Source organism: Rikenella sp., from assembly GCF_056799795.1.
Genome location: NZ_JBQIQO010000003.1, coordinates 1 through 17,062, shown reverse-complemented (window position 1 = coordinate 17,062; position 17,062 = coordinate 1). Strand labels below are relative to the sequence as shown.

The 17,062-nt window shown below is 58.3% G+C and carries 14 protein-coding genes, 2 tRNA genes and 1 riboswitch; of the genes, 9 read left to right on the top strand and 7 right to left on the bottom strand.

What is annotated here, in order from left to right:
* The first annotated feature begins 382 nt into the window (after positions 1–382).
* The 6 genes from ACTO3O_RS01335 to ACTO3O_RS01310 all read left to right on the top strand — a co-directional run bounded on the left by ACTO3O_RS01335 (position 383) and on the right by ACTO3O_RS01310 (position 4,723).
* On the top strand, positions 383–580 hold the full coding sequence (locus ACTO3O_RS01335) for a hypothetical protein (RefSeq protein ID WP_297830897.1): 198 nt from the start codon (positions 383–385) through the stop codon (positions 578–580).
* A gap of 1,307 nt (positions 581–1,887) precedes the next feature.
* Entirely contained in the window at positions 1,888–2,736 is an 849-nt protein-coding gene (locus tag ACTO3O_RS01330) for a hypothetical protein (RefSeq protein WP_297832816.1), read from the top strand.
* Between the two features lie 185 nt (positions 2,737–2,921).
* Positions 2,922–3,695 (top strand): DUF6549 family protein, encoded by a 774-nt coding sequence (locus tag ACTO3O_RS01325; protein ID WP_367270617.1) that lies wholly within the window; start codon positions 2,922–2,924, stop codon positions 3,693–3,695.
* A 190-nt stretch (positions 3,696–3,885) separates the two neighbouring features.
* Positions 3,886–4,056, top strand: a complete 171-nt coding sequence (locus ACTO3O_RS01320; RefSeq protein WP_297832811.1) for a hypothetical protein — start codon at positions 3,886–3,888, stop codon at positions 4,054–4,056.
* Between the two features lie 47 nt (positions 4,057–4,103).
* Entirely contained in the window at positions 4,104–4,310 is a 207-nt protein-coding gene (locus ACTO3O_RS01315) for a hypothetical protein (RefSeq protein WP_298080838.1), read from the top strand.
* 23 nt (positions 4,311–4,333) lie between these two features.
* Positions 4,334–4,723 (top strand): DUF5053 domain-containing protein, encoded by a 390-nt coding sequence (locus ACTO3O_RS01310; protein ID WP_297832805.1) that lies wholly within the window; start codon positions 4,334–4,336, stop codon positions 4,721–4,723.
* Between the two features lie 148 nt (positions 4,724–4,871).
* Here ACTO3O_RS01310 and ACTO3O_RS01305 read toward each other — a convergent pair.
* Both ACTO3O_RS01305 and ACTO3O_RS01300 read right to left on the bottom strand, forming a co-directional pair.
* A tRNA-Lys gene (locus ACTO3O_RS01305) sits at positions 4,872–4,944 on the bottom strand.
* A gap of 28 nt (positions 4,945–4,972) precedes the next feature.
* A tRNA-Lys gene (locus ACTO3O_RS01300) sits at positions 4,973–5,045 on the bottom strand.
* Between the two features lie 222 nt (positions 5,046–5,267).
* Between ACTO3O_RS01300 and ACTO3O_RS01295 the strand changes: the two genes are divergently transcribed.
* Positions 5,268–5,804: a ferredoxin domain-containing protein gene (locus ACTO3O_RS01295; RefSeq protein ID WP_297832344.1), complete on the top strand. Its 537-nt coding sequence runs from the start codon at positions 5,268–5,270 to the stop codon at positions 5,802–5,804.
* Between the two features lie 247 nt (positions 5,805–6,051).
* Positions 6,052–6,657, top strand: a complete 606-nt coding sequence (locus ACTO3O_RS01290) for a recombinase family protein (protein WP_297832342.1) — start codon at positions 6,052–6,054, stop codon at positions 6,655–6,657.
* 42 nt (positions 6,658–6,699) lie between these two features.
* Here the strand turns inward: ACTO3O_RS01290 and ACTO3O_RS01285 are convergent, their stop codons facing one another.
* Positions 6,700–9,570 carry a glycoside hydrolase family 3 N-terminal domain-containing protein gene (locus tag ACTO3O_RS01285; RefSeq protein ID WP_297832340.1) on the bottom strand — a complete coding sequence of 957 codons (2,871 nt, stop codon included), beginning with the start codon at positions 9,568–9,570 and terminating at the stop codon, positions 6,700–6,702.
* 210 nt (positions 9,571–9,780) lie between these two features.
* Positions 9,781–10,863, bottom strand: coding sequence for a YncE family protein (locus tag ACTO3O_RS01280; RefSeq protein WP_297832338.1), 1,083 nt, complete (start codon positions 10,861–10,863; stop codon positions 9,781–9,783).
* 240 nt (positions 10,864–11,103) lie between these two features.
* Positions 11,104–11,389: riboswitch (cobalamin riboswitch) on the bottom strand.
* A 1,236-nt stretch (positions 11,390–12,625) separates the two neighbouring features.
* Here ACTO3O_RS01280 and ACTO3O_RS01275 point away from each other — a divergent pair.
* Complete coding sequence (locus ACTO3O_RS01275) at positions 12,626–12,829, top strand: hypothetical protein (protein ID WP_297623875.1); 204 nt, start codon at positions 12,626–12,628, stop codon at positions 12,827–12,829.
* A gap of 434 nt (positions 12,830–13,263) precedes the next feature.
* On the opposite strand, the gene pyk is transcribed toward ACTO3O_RS01275, so the two are convergent.
* The 3 genes from pyk to ACTO3O_RS01260 all read right to left on the bottom strand — a co-directional run bounded on the left by pyk (position 13,264) and on the right by ACTO3O_RS01260 (position 15,919).
* On the bottom strand, positions 13,264–14,697 hold the full coding sequence (gene pyk / locus ACTO3O_RS01270; protein ID WP_297832781.1) for a pyruvate kinase: 1,434 nt from the start codon (positions 14,695–14,697) through the stop codon (positions 13,264–13,266).
* 109 nt (positions 14,698–14,806) lie between these two features.
* On the bottom strand, positions 14,807–14,929 hold the full coding sequence (locus ACTO3O_RS01265) for a hypothetical protein (RefSeq protein WP_297623866.1): 123 nt from the start codon (positions 14,927–14,929) through the stop codon (positions 14,807–14,809).
* Between the two features lie 840 nt (positions 14,930–15,769).
* Positions 15,770–15,919 (bottom strand): hypothetical protein, encoded by a 150-nt coding sequence (locus ACTO3O_RS01260; protein WP_482596368.1) that lies wholly within the window; start codon positions 15,917–15,919, stop codon positions 15,770–15,772.
* Positions 15,920–17,062 lie beyond the last annotated feature (1,143 nt).

Below are 17,062 nucleotides of genomic sequence, written 5' to 3'. Positions count from 1 at the left end.
AAAGGTAACGAGAATTCGCAGAAAACAAAATCCGGCATGCACGGATATCGATCTATTCCACTCCTCCGTGCAATCTTCCCCCCTTTTATGTGCTATTCTTATCCGCTCCTCGCCCCGCTCCGGGCTACCGCGGCCACGGCATAGGATCCTTATGCGCCGTTGGCCACGAAGGCTTCAATTGGTCGTCTACCTCTTACTATTCGGATGACTATTATCGGGGCACAGATTTAGGTTTCAATGCAACATGGCTCAATCCCAACAGCGCATACTACCGTTCCAGCAGTCGTCAGTTACGTTGCCTCTTGGAATAAACGGTGCCGCTCGGCACGCGAAGACTGGCCGCCTCGGCCCAAATAACCGCCAGCCTCTACCCTAACTTAAATTGAAATCGAGGCGGCCCGCCCCGGGCTTCCGCAGCGGCGAAGGCATAACGACAAACATCGGCAACTACGGACTCATCTGGTCTGCCTCCACCAAAAGCATCAGCGGTTTGTATCTGTACTCCACCGCCACAGGCCTTGGTCTCAGCCATACCAGTGGACGAACCAACGGTCTTCAGTTGCGCTGCCTCTCGGAATAAACGGGCCGCGGGCCCGCGGGGGGCAAAGGGCTGGAGTTACCCTAACGGGCTTGACTTGGGCGGCCGGGGCCAGCGTGGGCGCAACAAGCATCGCGATGTTGCGGCCCTACGCCGGGGGTGGCTCCGGCCCGCGCGACCCGTTGGGTCGCAGAAGCACTACCCCTTTCTGTCGAATTCATCCTCAGCCTATAGTAGTTCGCCGCCAGCGATGAATGCAACGAGCTCCGACGAGTTGCAGTCCGCCGCGTGGGGTGGCGGCGAACTGCGCGGCTCAAAGAGCCGCAAGCGTTCAGCTTAATTCACCGCCCTAATTCTGTCGGGTTCGGCCTGTCGCCCATCCCCCCGAGCGGCAAAGCCGCTGGGCGACAAGGCCGGCGGCTCTGCGAACCGCAACTGCAACGCCCCATTCACCGTTCCCTTTCTGCGAAGTTCGTCCTCGGCGCGCCCCCCACGCGCCGCTAATGCGTCGCCCTAGCCGAGGACGGCGATTCCTCTGGAATCGCGCTACTCGCTCTCGGCCCAAATTCCAGCCCAAAGTTCGCCCCAGTTCTCCGCCCCAGTTCTCCGCCCCGTGTCCGCCTCACTGCGGCTCCGCTGTCGCTCCGCCGGTGCCGCTCGGCACTCAAAAGATGGGCATATCTACTCCTAAACGTCGCCCGCGGCCATTCTTGCCGGATTGGCTCTCCGCCAACCGGCAGAATATGCCCTCTTAGGCGAGCGGGCGCGCCCACAGGGCGTTTTATTGGCAGCCTCTACCCGATTCTCTGTTTCGCGTGCCTTGCGCGATTCATCTATATTCGGCTCACCACCGAAATAGTTGAATCGCTTCTTTAGGCGGGGCGCGCGTCTGTCCTACCGGAGGGTACTGCCCTTACGCCGGGCGGGCGCGCCCACAGGGCGTTTTACTGGCAGCCTCGCCCCCGTTCTTCGTCCACGCTCGGGTCAAGCTTTGTCCTGCCTCGAACTGCCCTCAGGCCGGGCAGGCCCCGCGTGCCCGCGGTGGGCAAATGGCAGCCTCTACCCAAATCGCTCAAGTACCCCCCAAACCCCTAAGATTAACGTAAAACAATTGTTTTATAACGTATTCAACTTATATGAGTAAAATTTATAGTCATTTTTGAGAATATCCAACCAAAATAGCTTATGTTTGGGATTAGAACCAATTCCTCGATCCCATGAGAACCATCCGGAGAGCACCCCTTATCGTCGGCGCCATACTGTTGTGCACAGCGTGCAGACTGGACCGCCCCTCTCCCCTTCCACCCGGCCCCAGCTGCCACGTGCAACTCCAGGTCGAGCGGGAAGTCGTGGCAGAGCAAGATCGTCCCCTGCGCGCAGACCGGACAGCCACCCGAGCCGAAGGCAAAGACCTCTATGCCGTCCAGATATATAAAGGCTCCATCAAATACGCCTACGGCATTTTCGACGACCCCTCCCGGATGAAACTCGAGCTGGAAATCGGAAAGATCTATAGAATTGAAGTCACCGTCGTGGAACAAGCGACAGCAATCATAGCCTCCGGCGGAAACGGCACCTACGGCGCCCCGTTCGATCTGGGAGGTACCGGGAAAGGGCCCGGCAAAGTGACCAACCAGTTTACGAAAACCATGACCACCAGTCTGAACAACCTGACCCAAGGCGAAGCAACCCTTTCGGCGGGAACAGCCCCCCAAAGCTACACCCGTCCGCCGGTCAGTCGCTTTTACGGTTGTCTGGATGGGATTTCGCCCGAGACCGACACCCATCTCACCATCCCGCTCAAGTGGGTTTGTTTCGCCCTGAGCGTGCAGCCACAGGATTTTCAGGAAGGCACCTTGGAGATCGAGATGGAAGGAGCCCCGAAACTGACGATCCCAGCCGGCGAACCGGGCGCCGTGACCAAGAAGACCTTCTGCTTCTCCCACGCCGATCCCTCAGCCGGAGAGTGGCAGGACGACAACTATCAGGAGAGCATTCCCACTACGATTCGGTGGATCAAGGCGGATGGGACGGAACGCATTCTGCGCGAGAACCACCCATTCGTTTTCACCCGGAAACATGAAAAAATCCTACACGTGATTTGCAGCGACAGCCCGAGCGACCAGCTCTTTCTCGACAAAGAATCCACCACGCTGCAACCCGAATCCCCCGAAATCATCCATCCTACAGAAGATTAAGCCGACTATCGGTTACAAAAATTGACTGTAAAAAACGAAGAGTCTCCTGATCGATCGATCAGGAGACTCTCACGTGATCCCGCTGGGAGTAGAACATAGTATATACTCGCCGCTCAACTATTGCGGAAATCCTTTATTTCTTATATTTGCGAGACCTGGTGTTTAGACAAAGATTCGCACCATTAATGATGAATCGTCCAACCTATCGTCCAACCATGCCGCATAAATTCCGCCTACACAACCCGGCCGCAACTCAGACCAGCATCTTCTTGGACGTATCGTTCCGAGGACGAAGGTACAAAAAACAGTTGGGACAAACAATTTACTCGGCCGACTGGAACGAAACCTCCCAGCGGTGTCGGGTCGTGAAGAGGAACGAACTTGCCGAGGCAATCAACGAGAAGATCGACACGTGGGAGACGGCAGTAAAGGATACGATCAAACACTTCACGCCGCTGGCGGATACGCCTCCGCAAGAGGAATTCTGGAGGCAGTTTACCTCCTTTCTCACGGAGTCCTCAGACAAGTCTCCGGGGACGTTCTTCGTCGACTTCGTTGAGGACTACGGGCGGAAGGTCGAGAGCACCCACAGCCATCCCTACCGTTGGCGGGTGGCCCGGCTCGTGAAGCTACTCAGGGAGGCGGAGGAGACGATCTACGCCCTCCGGTCGACCGCGCGGGACAGCATCGTCTATATCGAAGGAAAGCCGAGCACAATCCGGTGCGTCGATTACCACGATACCTGGCTTGACTTCTCCGGATGCTTCTCCGGCGAGAACCTTTTCGAGGGAACTATACGCAGCCGGGATAGCCTGCTTTATGTGGAGCACGTCGTACCGAAGCGGTTCCTCGGGTTCCTCTGGAATACCAAGCGGGTGAAGGAGCGGCGGCAGGAGATCGTCAGCCGGAACCCGCATACCGAGATTATCGGGGCGGAGTTTATTACGATCCGCAAGTGATCCTCCGACCGTGGGCGGGTAATGAGCGACCTTTCGGGGTCGCTTTTTTGTTTCTTGCAAAAAATATTTTCGCTGGCCATCCCGTATGCTCATTGGGTTTGCTGTTTTTTAATGAAAAATTTGTGAAAAAAGATTTGCGTAATTACCAAAAGGTTATTACCTTTACATCGTAGTTAAACCAATAAACGCTATGGACAAAGAAACAGCAAAAGAAAAAAAGAGGTTACAAAGAGACCTTCTCCTCTACCTCGAGCTCTACAAAGAAGTCGCCGGGAGAGGCGACGGAGGGCAACAAGTCAAAGAGTTTTTCGACGAGCAAATCGAAAAAATCGAAGAAAGGCTCAAAGAAATCGGAAGGTAACAAAAGTAAAACCGGGGGCCGATAGGCCCCCACAAAACAACAAAACAATGAACTACGTGAAACTCTATACCGTCCTTAACGCAGAAGGTTATCCTACCGGAAACCAAATTGAAGCATCCAGCCGCCGCGATGCAGCCGAACAATTCCTCGCCGAAAACTACCCCGAGGGGTATTGCGTCTCCGATGCGGGATATGTAATTGCCGAATCCGGCATAGAATATGAAGAGGAAGACCTCGCCGCGCTCGACCAGTAAAAAACATAAAAGATATTGAAATTATGAAAGCACAACTCGAAGAGCTCCGCGAGCAATATCGCAACGCTCGAAGCCAAAAAAAGATGGACGAAATCGTCCAGCAAATGCGCGAAATCAGTAAGGGGAATCCGGAGGAGTTCAGCCGGATCATGGTCGAACTGGCCAAAGATACCGCGGATCGTTCCGAACAACTCGCCCTTCGCGTGAAGCTGCAAGAGGTTCTGCCGGCCGTATCCATGTCATACGTAGCCAAGAATTACTTTGGCAAGACCCGCCAATGGCTCTACCAAAGATTGAGCGGAACGATCGTCAACGGGAAACCGGCTAAGATGACGCCGGAAGAGTTGAGGATATTCGAGGCTGCCTTGCACGACCTCGGAGGGAAGCTCTCCTCAGTACACGTCTCTTCATAGCGTTTGAGCTTAACTACACCTGAGACGTGTATCGGCCCTCGCCCTCCGGCGGGGGCTTTTTTGTGGCCGCTATTTTGCGAATCGTCCAAAATAACGTCCAACTAAAAACAGAATACTCTCATAATCGTCTGATTATGAGAGTATTCTGTGATCCCGCTGGGGCTCGAACCCAGGACCCCAACATTAAAAGTGTTGTGCTCTACCAGCTGAGCTACGGAATCAGTATGTCTTGTTCTTCGTGCGAACTCGTGCTTCCCCAGGGGCTCGAACCCTGGACCCCAACATTAAGAGTGTCGTGCTCTACCAACTGAGCTAGAGAAGCAGGCGGCCCTTTCGGCACTGCAAAAGTAGACAAAATTTCGAACCGAGCAAAAAAATCGATCGAAAAAACGCAAAAAACACACCGGATACGACCGACAGATTGGCCGAAAAGTGGGTAATTCGGTCGAAAACAGGAGATTAACGAAGCTCTTGACAGTTCGAAAAATATTGCCGATATTTGACATCGACCTCCGAACAGGAGATGGAACCAACCGAATTTGTCATGATAGAGACCGAAACCGACCTCCGGAACGCGACCCTTCGTCAAGTCGCCCAGTTGATGATGAACGCCGCCCGCACAGCTCCGAAAGCCCGCGGCGTCGACCACCTCGAACTCGCGCTGCTCACCGGCGACACCATCGGACGCCTCGCCGACCGGCTCGTCGAGATGAGCGCCGGGCCGGGACGCGGCTTTTTCGCACGCGACGGGGCCAATATCCGCCAAGCGGGCGCAGTCGTCTTGTTCGGCACCCGACGCGCGACACTGGGGCTCGACTGCGGGTGGTGCGGGTTTCCGACCTGTGCGGCCAAGGAACAGCAGGCTCCGGAGGCACCGTGCGCCTTCAATATGAACGACCTCGGGATTGCCGTGGGGTCGGCAGTCTCGGTCGCTGCCGACCACCGGGTAGACTGCCGCGTGATGTACTCGGTGGGGGTCGCAGCGCGAGATCTCGACCTGCTGCCGGGCTGCCACGCCGTACTGGGAGTGCCTTTGAGCGCCGGCGGCAAGAACCCTTTCTTCGACCGGAAACCGCTGTGACCGTTATCCGAACCGGTTGCGAAGTCAGGCCCGGACTCTCGAAAGAGTCCGGGCCTGTTTTTTCCCGTACCGTACCTGTCCGATATCTGACAGAAAATTCGACTAATCGGTTTGTATATCTGTCGTTTGCCGAAATAATCGTCACATTTTTCTCCGCAGTCGAATTTCAATCCGGCCGGAAATTTCGTTTCTTTGTGCTACTCGGCAAACCGTACTATTTACCAACCTCTTCATATTATTTTCGACCATGTCCGTCATAGCCTACCTGCGCGTCAGCACCGACAAACAGCACATTGAGAACCAGAAAGAGGAGATCCGTCGATTCGCCCGGATCCGCGACCTCTCCATCGACCGGTGGGTCACCGAAACGGTCAGCGGCAAGACGCGGGATCGAGACCGGAAACTCGGCCCGCTGCTACGGCGCATGCAGAGCGGAGATACGCTGATCGTGACCGAAATTTCGCGCCTGAGCCGCACGCTCACCGACCTGATGTCGATTCTGGGCCGGTGTCTCGAAAAAAACATCGTCCTCTACAGCACCAAAGAAGGGTACGCATTCGACAACAGCATCAACAGCAAGGTGTTGGCTTTCGCTTTCGGCCTCGTGGCCGAGATCGAACACAACCTGATGTCGCTCCGAACGAAGGAAGCGCTCGCTCTCCGCAAGGCCGAAGGCATCCATATCGGGCGGCCGTACGGCACGGACGTCAAGAAACGCATCCTGATCGACAACCGCCACGCCATTGCGGACATGTTGCGTCAGGGGCGCACGGTGAGCCACATCTGCCGCACGTTCAACGTCTCGCGCACAGTCTACTACACTTTTCGGCGCGAATACCGATTCCCGGAATAGCAGACGGGGCAGGACGCCCCGTCCGTATTGCCGCCGCCGCTCCTATAGCTCGGCCAGCTCGACTTCGCAAATCCGACCGCGATCGCTGAGGATCAGGATGCGCAGGTCGCTCGACGTCGCGCCGTCGAACCGGTAGCGCTCCGTCTCGCCGTTGTTCATCCGGCTCTTGCCGCGCCACACGGGGATGAAGAGACCGCCGCCGCTCGAAAGCTGGATCTCGAACTCCACAGGTTCGCCCTCCGCCCACGCGATCCCGATCTCCGACGGCTTCGCCCCGCTGCGCAACTCATAGGTGATATACTGGTTTTTCGTCCCCTCCCAAGCGGTCTGCGGGTCACCGTCCACGGTGTAAATCGCCCGCCCGTCGGCCACGCTCGCCGACACCTTCGCCGCCAGCGCCCCCTTGCGCTCCGTCGCCCGCATCTCCCGCAGCCGGCCGGCCTCGACCACCGTAAAGTCGCGCCGCAGCCGGATATCCTCCGACGAGGCGCCGATCATCACCGTGAAGTCGCCCGGCTCCACCGTCCAGTTGTAATCCTTGTCGAGGATCTCCAGGTCGCGCGGACAGAGCTCGAACTCGACTATCCGGCTCTCGCCCGGCTTCAGGTGCACCCGCTCGAAGCCCCGGAGCACCTTTTCGTAGGCCATCACAGAGGAGAGCCGGTCGTGCAGATAGAGCTGCACGACCTCGTCTCCGGCCCGTTCGCCGGTATTGGTCACGGTGCACGAGACAGTCAGCCCCCGATAGGGGGTGATCACAGTGTCGGAGAGTTGCAGGTCGCTGTAGGCGAACGTCGTGTAGCTCAGTCCGAAACCGAACGGATACAACGCCCCGTTGACCCGTGCCCGATGGCTGCGCGGCCCGTTGGCCCCCCACGAATCGCTCTGGGCCGACGGCAGCGTCGGGAAGTTGAACGGAATCTGTCCCACGCTCCGCGGGAAAGTCACCGTCAGCTTACCGCCCGGATTGTAGTCGCCGAAGAGCACTTCGGCCACCGCCGTCCCCCCGTGCCGCCCCGGATACCACGCCTCCACGATGGCCGGCACATACCGATCCGCCCAGTTGATCGAGAGCGGCCGGCCGTTGATGAGGACGAGAATCACCCGTTTCCCCTGCGCCTTGAGCGGCGTAATAGCTTCCAGCAGCTGCTGCTGACGGCCCGGCAGGTCGAGGCTCGACCTCGACTTGTTCTCGCCGCACGTCCTCGTTCCCCCGCCCAAAACCATCACGACGACATCCGCCTCCGCGGCCGCTTTATATGCCACATCGATACTGTCGCGTTCCGCCTGCGTCAGCGGATAGTCCATCAGCTCCGAGTCCGGCCAGTTGTCGTCCACCAGCTCGCACCCCTTGGCATACGCCACCTCGACCCCCTCCGGCACCGCCGCCCGGATCCCCTCCAGCACGCTCACCGGCTCCACGGCATTGGGCCCGTAACGGGCCGTCACGAAATCCGTCGCCCGGGCGTTCGGCCCGATGACGGCAATGCGCCGCACACTGTCCCGACAGATCGGCAGCGTGTTCGCCTCGTTCTTGAGCAGCACGATGGACTCCAGCGACATCTGCCGGGCCACCTCCTCGTTCTCCTCGCTGCACACCTCGGCATCCGCCGCCCGCAGGTCGTTTTTATAGGGGTTGTCGAACAGGCCGCACAGAAATTTCACCCGCAGAATGTCCCGTACCCGGTCGTCGACCGTCTCCTCGCTCAGCGCCCCCTCGCGCACCAGCTCGCGCAGCGGCACGATAAACGAATCCGGCGACCGGAACGTACACCGCACGTTGAGCCCCGCCTCGACCGCCTGCCTCACCGCCTCCTTCATATCCGCCGCCGTAAAGTGCTTGCTGTAAAGGTATTCCACCGCGTCGCTGTCCGACACCACGTAGCCCCGGAACCCATACCTCCCCCTCAACACCTCCGTCAGCCAGTAGCGGCTGCCCTGCACCGGTTCGCCGTCGAAGTCGTTGTACGAGCTCATGATCCCCAGCAGTCCCGCCTCGCGGATCACGCGGCCGAACGGATAGACATGAATCTGCTCCATCTCCCGTCGCGACATCTGGGGGTTGTTCCTCGCCATCCCTTCGCGCGCCCCCTTGCCGTTGCTGTATCCCACGAAGTGTTTGGCCGTAGCCGCCACCCCCTGCGACTGGATGCCGCGCACCAGCTGAATCCCCAGCTCCGCCACCAGGTAAGGCGACTCGCCGTAGACCTCTTCGTAGCGGCCCCACCGCTGGTCGCGCCCCACATCCAGAATCGGCGCATAGACATTCGTATAGCCCAACGCCCGTGCTTCTCGCCCCTCGATCTCGCCCATCCGGTAGACCAGCTCCCGGTTCCACGTGTGTCCCACCCCCAGTTGGGTGGGGAAATTAGTCGCCTTGAAGCTCTCCACCCCGCGCAGCCCCTCGTTCGTGAAATCGACCGGAATCCCCAGCCGCGTCTCCTCCACAAAGAACCGCTGCACCTCGTTGATCGCCCACGCATGGTTCGACGCCGGCCACACATACGGATTGCTCCGGTTGCGCCGCCCCGGCGGGTAGCCGTTCAGGTGCTCGTCGATGGCGCCGATGCCGTCTTTCCAGATGCGGTCGGTCTTCCACTCCGGCTTCGGCAGATCGTCGGTCAGCACGCGGCCGTAGCCGTAGAGCGTAGCCATCTGGGCGGTCTTCTCGTTGAGGTTCATCTGCGAGAGGAGATCTTCCACACGCCGGTCGATCGGCTGGGTCGGGTCTTCGAAAATGTCTTTCTTCCCGTTTTTGTTGAAGTCGATCCATCCGTTTCGGTACATGTCGCCCCGGGGCTTATACTCGGGACGGATCACCGGTTTTCCCGCTTTGTCGAACCCCTGTGCGGCGGCGCTCCCCGCCAGACATGCACAGAACAGGGCCGGCAAGAGCACGGTCTTTCTTCTCATAAAATCAAAGATTTGGTGTTAGTAGCGGGACAAAGATAGCCACTTTTTCCCTCAACCGCCCCACATCCGGGGTGCAGAAACCGGACGCGGAGATATAAAAGGGGATACAAAAAAGCACGGGGAAGAACCACCATCCCCGTGCCCCGCGCCCCGTCTCACCGGAGGGGGCGCTTCCGAATAAAAACCTTACACTACTAAAGTTTTTACCTGTTATTTATTCACCGGAACCACCTTCGAGACGTACGGCCCCTGTGCCCGGTCCGTCATTTGATATTGGAAAGTACCGTCTGCATTGTAGCAATCCACTGTACCCGGGCCGGTGTATCCGGAATTGATCACGAACAGTTCTTCGGTCAGCGGATTGGCCGAAATGCCGTAGACCGAGTTGCCGGGCGCTTCCGCCAGAAAATCGACCACGGCGTCGGTCGCCAGATTGATTTTCCGGGACGATCCCGTGTAGGTCTCCCAGCTGAAATGTACGGTGTATAGGTAGTCTCCGAGCACAGCCATGCTCGACACGGTCACGTCCGGAAAGGTATAGTCCACCTTGTTTTGTTTCGGGTCGATCCGATGGAGCCGCGCGTCTTCCAGCATGGTCGTCCACGAGTCGTCGTAGACGGCCGAAGTCGTCAGGTACAACCGCCCGGCGCCGACCGTCAATCCGACGGGATTGGTCGGCGTCGTAATCTGCGCCTCTTCCGTAAATGTCGGAATGTCGATCACCGACACGGTATTTCCTTTGGTTTGCAGCCCTTCCGGGGTGGCGTTGTTGGCCACATAGATTTTGTCGTTCCACACGGCGATCCCCTCGCAATACTTGCCGTTCACGGCAGCCGTACCGGTCACTGCCAGGGTCAGGGTGTCGATCCGCACGACTTCGCCCTTATACGACGAGACGTAGACTTTTCCGTCGTGCGCCGCCAACGAGCGCGCTCCCTCGACTGCCAACCGTTTCCGCACTTTGCCGTCGGTCGCTCCCAGTACGACCACTTCGCCGCTGCCGTTCAGGGTCACATAGGCCATCGTCCCGTAGATCGTCATGTCGTTGGGCAAATCGCCCAGCTCGTCACCCGGGTTCTGCATTCCGAAATAATCCGGCGTAAAATGTTTCGTTGCGATGTCGTAATACCCCAATGTCGCGTTTCCGCCGCTCTGCGTACCTTCGTTGAGGACGTAGTATCCGACGGTTTCGGTGGGTTCGTGGGGCAGGGGCACTTTGGGCCCTTTGTCGTCCTTACAGCCGAAGAGCAACAATGCAGCGCCGAACGCCGCCAAGAGGTTGATTTTTTTCATCTTTTTTCGTGTGAGTTAAAAATGGTTTCCAAACGACTTGTGCCGCTGTCGGAAACTGCTTCGAACCCGGACGAAAATCGACCTTCCGGCCGGTACGACGATCGTACGGCCGTTCTCTGTCGTTCTTCTCCGCGCACACGAAACCGCGCGCACAGAGATCGACTCTCCCTCTTCGGAAATCCCAGAAAAATAAGGTAAAAAATCGTGGCGTTCTCCGGCTCTAAATCCTCGAAAGCGGACAACAAGGGTACGGCAAGGCAGGTCTTCTGACTTACCCCCGAGCGACGGGCCGCGCCTTCCCATTCCGAGGTATCTATCGGCTCAGAGCCGGCGAGATTCCTCACGAACAGTGGCGTATACAAGATTGCCTGTCACCCGATTTGTCGGTATCGCACGCGCGAAGTACCGAGGGGTTCACAGCAGCGGGACTGTCCGGGATTCTCACCCGGTTCCCTTTTGATCGCCGCCCTCCGACCGTCCGTTTCGGAGTGGAGAGCTTCGGCGAACCATTGCCGATACAAAGATAGATTTCTTTTTCCGAACTCGCCAAATCTCCCGCCTTCTTTTTTTGTAGAGCGTGGTTCATGCGGGGATGGCGCACATGAGGATAAGTAGAGGCAGCTGTGCGTTGGAATAGAGGTTGTTAAGACCGAAGCTGTCATAGCGAAACGTAAGTTTCGCCCGTCCCCGCACCCGTTGGGTGCTTTATTAGGATTTTCTCCGCCTTACGTAAGTGGGGCCGTCGGCAGCTTGAGGATGCGTCAGCATCCGTCTAAAGTTTTTCTGGTTCTCTTTGTTCACAAAAGGAACAGTTCGAGGCGGGGCAAAGCTCGACCGCGCGCCGTCGCCTTAAAAGGGAAAACGTCAAAATGTGCTGGCACGTTTTGACAAGATTTCCCCCGGCGCGCGAACAAAGCTCGACGCGCGCGATCGCTGAAGTAGGAAATCATTCAAACGCGTGATTCGCGTTTGAATAAGATTTCCGCCAGCGCGCGGACAAAGAACGGGGGTAGAGGCTGTCTTGGGGTAGAGGCTGCCAGTGGAAATGCGTCAGCATTTCCCGTCCACGGGACGTGGGGCCCGCGCGGCCCGAGCGCAGTACCCTCCTGTTGGCGAAGACGTGCGCCCCGCCTAAAGAAGCGATTCAACTATTTCGGCGTGAGCCGAATATAGATGAATCGCGCAAGGCGCGCGAAAAACTCGACTTCACGTAAAGCTCCGTCGCCCGCCCGCCTAAAGAGGGCATATTCTGCCGGTTGGCACTCGGCCAATCCGGCAAGAATTGCCGCGGGCGACGGGAATAGGGATAGGCCCGGCTATCTTTCGGGTGCCGAGCGGCTCCGGCGGAGCGAAAGCGGAGCCGCAGTGAGGCACACACGGGGCGGAGAACAGGGACGAGCTTTGGGCCGAGCTTCTGCGGCTCGTAGAGCCGCGCGGGCCGAAGCCTCCCCCAGCGGAGGCCCGCAACTGACGTTGCTGTGGGCCCCGCAGGCTTCGGCCGCTTGAACTAAGAGCGAATAGCACGCCGAGGACGAACTTCTGAGAATGGGGCGGTGAATGAATGCGGTGCTCGTGCGGCTCTTCGAACCGCCGGGCTTGCGCGCTGGGCCTTCGGCCCACCCCCGGAGCGCGCAGCCCGAACACGACAGACAGGGCGGTAAGTTAGGCTGAATGCTTGCGATTCGTAAAACCGCAGGAGTCAAAGCACAAATAAGAAAAGAGTAGAGCGACCTATCCTTTAGGTAGAGACGTCCCGGTTCGAGTGCCGAGCCGCCCCGCCCCGGGCTGCCGCTATCATGATACGGGTGCACTGGATCAAGCCGGTTATGGAGGAATTCTCTGGGCAGCTTCGACTGTTAGCAACAGCACTTATGCCTGGCGTTTGTTGTTCGGTGCGACGGGCATGCATCCTTCGTATGCGAGCAATCGTGGTGACGGTTTTCAGTTGCGTTGCCTCTCGGAATAAACAGACTGCGAATGCTTGCGATTCAAAGAATCGCGCGGGCTGAACGCTTCCCCTCGGGAGAGACGCACAGCGTCTTTTACTAGCCGCCTCGCCCGGGCGTCCGACCCGCTTGTTCATATGAAACTGCCGCGGCCACCTCTGCCCCGTTTATTCCGAGAGGCAGCGCAACAAAAGACCGAAGCCGCGCCCTGCGGTGTCACTGGGATTGAGGCCCGTTGCGGCGAAATATAAATATATACCGGGGAGTCCATTAACCGCGGACGACCAACTGTACCCGCTGTTGCCGAAACCACTCAATGTACCATCCATACGGTAGCGGTAGCCCGGGGCGGGGCTGCTCATTCCTCAGTAGGATGGATGCTTTCGGAGACTTCGAGTTGCAGCACGGTGAATTCCTTGTCAGCTTGGACAATAGCCTCCCTCAGCCCCCCTCCCTACTCCGTCATCGCCCTGTTGAGCAGATGAATCACCTTGCTGATCTCCATAAACGACGCCCCCTTCGCCGCCCCGAACGAGCCCCCGACCACCACCACCAAATCCTCATTCGCAATCTTCCCCGCCCGTTCCAGAATCAGGAGCATCTGATAACTGAACCGATCATGCGCAATCGCCGGCTCCGCATACGCCGCATGCACCCCGTACGAGAGCGCCAGCTCCCGCATCACATGCTTCCTGTAACAGAGCGCATAGACCGGTTTTTCGCCCCTGAACGCCGCCAGATAACGCCCCGTCCGCCCCGACAACGTATCGATCAGCACCGCCTTGACCGGCAGATTCGTACACGCCCTGACCGCCGACCTCGCCAACTGCGCCGTAATCTCGTTATTGATCCTCACCATATTGACATCGATAATCGGCTCCACCTCCTGCTCGATCGCCAGCGCGATTTTCGTCATCGCCTTGACCGCCTCCACCGGATACTTTCCGTTCGCCGTCTCACCGCTCAACATGATGGCATCCACCCGTTGGAAAATCGCATTCGCCACATCGCTCACCTCCGCCCTCGTCGGCCTCGGATTATTGATCATCGAATGCAGCATCTGCGTCGCGATAATGACCGGTTTTTTACTTTCGATACACTTTTGGACAAGATTTTTCTGAACGATCGGAATCTGTTCCGCATGCAATTCGACCCCCAAATCCCCCCGCGCCACCATCACCGCATACGTATGATCCAGAATTTCGTCGATATGATCCACCCCCTCCTGGTTTTCGATCTTCGATATGATCTTGATCGTGCTGTGCTCCGCATCCAGAATGCGTTGGATTTCAATCAAATCCTCCTTATTTCGGACGAACGAATGAGCGATGAAATCGAGATTCATCCTCACCGCCCAGTGAATATACTCGACATCCCGTTCCGTCAGCGCCGGCAGATGGAGATGCACCGCCGGAATATTGACACTTTTCCGTCCCTTGATCACCCCGCTGTTCCTGACCCTCGCGATCAGCGCCCCGTCGATTTTGTCCGTCACCTCCAGCGCGATATCCCCGTCGTCGATCAGGACATCCACCCCGACCGGCACCTCATCGAATATATCCTTATCGTTCAGAAAGATACAATCCTTCGACGAGAGCTGTTCGTTATCGTCCGTTCCGCGCAGCGCGATCCGTTCCCCCTCCTCCACCTCCACCCCCTCGTCCGCCATCCGGGTAGTTCGAATCTCCGGCCCTTTGGTATCGACCAGTATGGCGATTTTTTCCGAGACCGCCCTTACGTTATTGACAATTTCCGTCGCCCCTTCGAACGACGTATGCGCCGAGTTTATCCGGACGACATTCATCCCTTCGGCATACAGAGCGCGTATAAACTCGACTTCGCAATGCCTGTCCGAAATCGTAGCTACTATCTTGGTTTTCTTTTCCATCTTCTTGTTGGTAGTGTATCGGTTCTATTCTTTTAGGCTCTATTGTCTTTAGCAAGAGGCATCACCTCAGTCCAGGGTCAGCCGCTTTTCGGGTGCCGCTCGTCCCCGTTTATTCCGAGAGGCAACGCAACTGGAAACCGTAGACCCGGATATGTTCGCAACTGGCTTGAACATCGTCAGTGACAGCACGTAATCCGTAACCGTTCGTATCGTAGTCCGAAGCAGACCACATAGATCCTTCCCGGCCGACAGCGCCCAGCGCGCCCGAATTATGACCGCGAACGCCCGGGGCGGGGCTTATGCAGTCCGCCGCCAGCGGTGAGCACAACGAGCCCCGTCGAGTTGCAGTCGCCGCAGGGGGTAGCGGCGAACTGCGCGACCCCAAAGGGTCGCAGAGTTTCGCCCCGTTTATTCCGAGAGGCAGCGCAACGGAAAACCGTAGGCGCGATAGTTCGCCCGGCTGGGGTCGAGCAGCGTCGTACTGAAATTCAAGTACATCCCGTCATTGCTGCTGACTGTGGAAGCCCAACTATAGCCACCGTGGCAGACGCTGTACGGAACACCTGCACCGTTGCCGCGGTAGCCCGGGCGGGCCCACCGGGCGTTTTACTGGCAGCCTCGCCCCCCGTTTATTCCGAGAGGCAACGCAACTGAAAACCGAAACCACGACCGTTCGCGGTGCCGGGGTTGAGCCATGTCATGCGGAAATCCAAGTGTATACCCAGATTGCCACTGACCCTGGAAGACCAGCTGTAACCATTGTTGCTAACCCCATACAGCGCACCCGTATCCCGCTTGCGATAGCCCGGGGCGGAGCCCGCAGGGCGTTTTACTGGTAGCCTCGACCCCGTTTATTCCGAGAGGCAACGCAATTGATGACCGTAGGTGCGGCCGTTCGCGTTGCTGGTATTGAGGTGCATCACGCCGAAATCCAAGTTCATGCCATTGGTACCGCTGACCGCCGACGAATAGCTGAACCCGAGGCTGCCGACGTTGCTCAGCCCGCCATTGGCTCTCTCGCGGTAGCCCGGGGCATGCCCACAGGGCGTTTACTGGCAGCCTCGGTTCCTGTTTATTCCGAGAAGCAACGCAACGGAAACCCATAGGAACGGCGGTACGCATAGCTGGCTTGAACTGCATCCATCACGAAACGCAGCCATATGCTGTTCGTCTCATCGCTCGAAGCCGACCAGACGGAACCCTCGTCGCCGACGCTGTACAATACGCCTGTATGACGGTTGCGCAAGCCCGGGGCGGGGCGATCGTCGCAACCGACCGGGTTACCCCTACTCCAATGGCCGCCTCTACCCCAAATTAAAGCCAAGACGGGCTATCTTTTGAGTACCGAACGGCCCGGGCTTCCGCAACGCCCACTCCGGCACGACCGGGCTTAATGGGAACCGGGGATACAGTTGGTCGTCTTCAGTGGACGATGCCAACGGTTTCCGTTTGTATTTCAGCGCGACGTGGGTAACCAACGATGCAAACTATCGTGCTTACGGTTTTCCGTTGCGTTGCCTCTCGGAATAAACGGGGACGCTCGGCACTCGAAAGCTGGCCGGGTCTACCCTGAATAATCCGGCAGTCTCTACATTTGTGCTCCTGCGGTTCGAAGAACCGCTCGGGCCGATAGCCTCCCCCGGCGTAGGCCTGCAACGTCGCGGTGCTCGTTTCCGGCCACGCTGGCTCCGACCCTTAATATTCACTCTTGGCTAAAACAGGCCGGACGCCCGGGAGGTATCGCAATTTTCGACGCGAAGCGGCGTGTTGCGGGCCGAGCGTGGGCAGGCGTCCGGCCCGCGCGACCCAAAGGGTCGCAAAAGCAACACCCCCATTCTCCCCTTGACCAACAACAGCAGTCGCCGCCAGCGGAGAGCAGCAACGAGCTCCGTCGAGTTGCAGCCCGCCGCGTGGGGTGGCGGCGAACTGCGCGGCTCAAAGAGCCGCAAAAGCTCGGCCCATTTCTGGGCACGACAACACCCCATTCACCGCCCCCGTTTTGCAAGGTTCGTCCTCGGCGCGCCTCCCCCGCATCACTTAAAGCGTCGCTGCGCCCGAGGACGGCGATTCCTCTTGGAATCGCGCTATTCGCTCTCAGCCTATAGCAGTTCGCCGCTAGCGGCGAACTGCGCGACCCAAAGGGTCGCACAAGAGCTCAGCCTAACTCACCGCCCCAATTCTGTCGGGTTCGGGCTGCGCGCTCTGGGGGTGGGCCAAAGGCCCAGCGCGCAAGCCCGGCGGCTCTGCGAGCCGCAGAAGCACGACCAACAGCTCAGCCCAACCCACAGCCCCCTGCTCGGCCCAGCGCGGCGGGAAAACCGGATCCGGTTTTCCCGCCTGAAGAACAAGCATAGCCCAAAGCTCG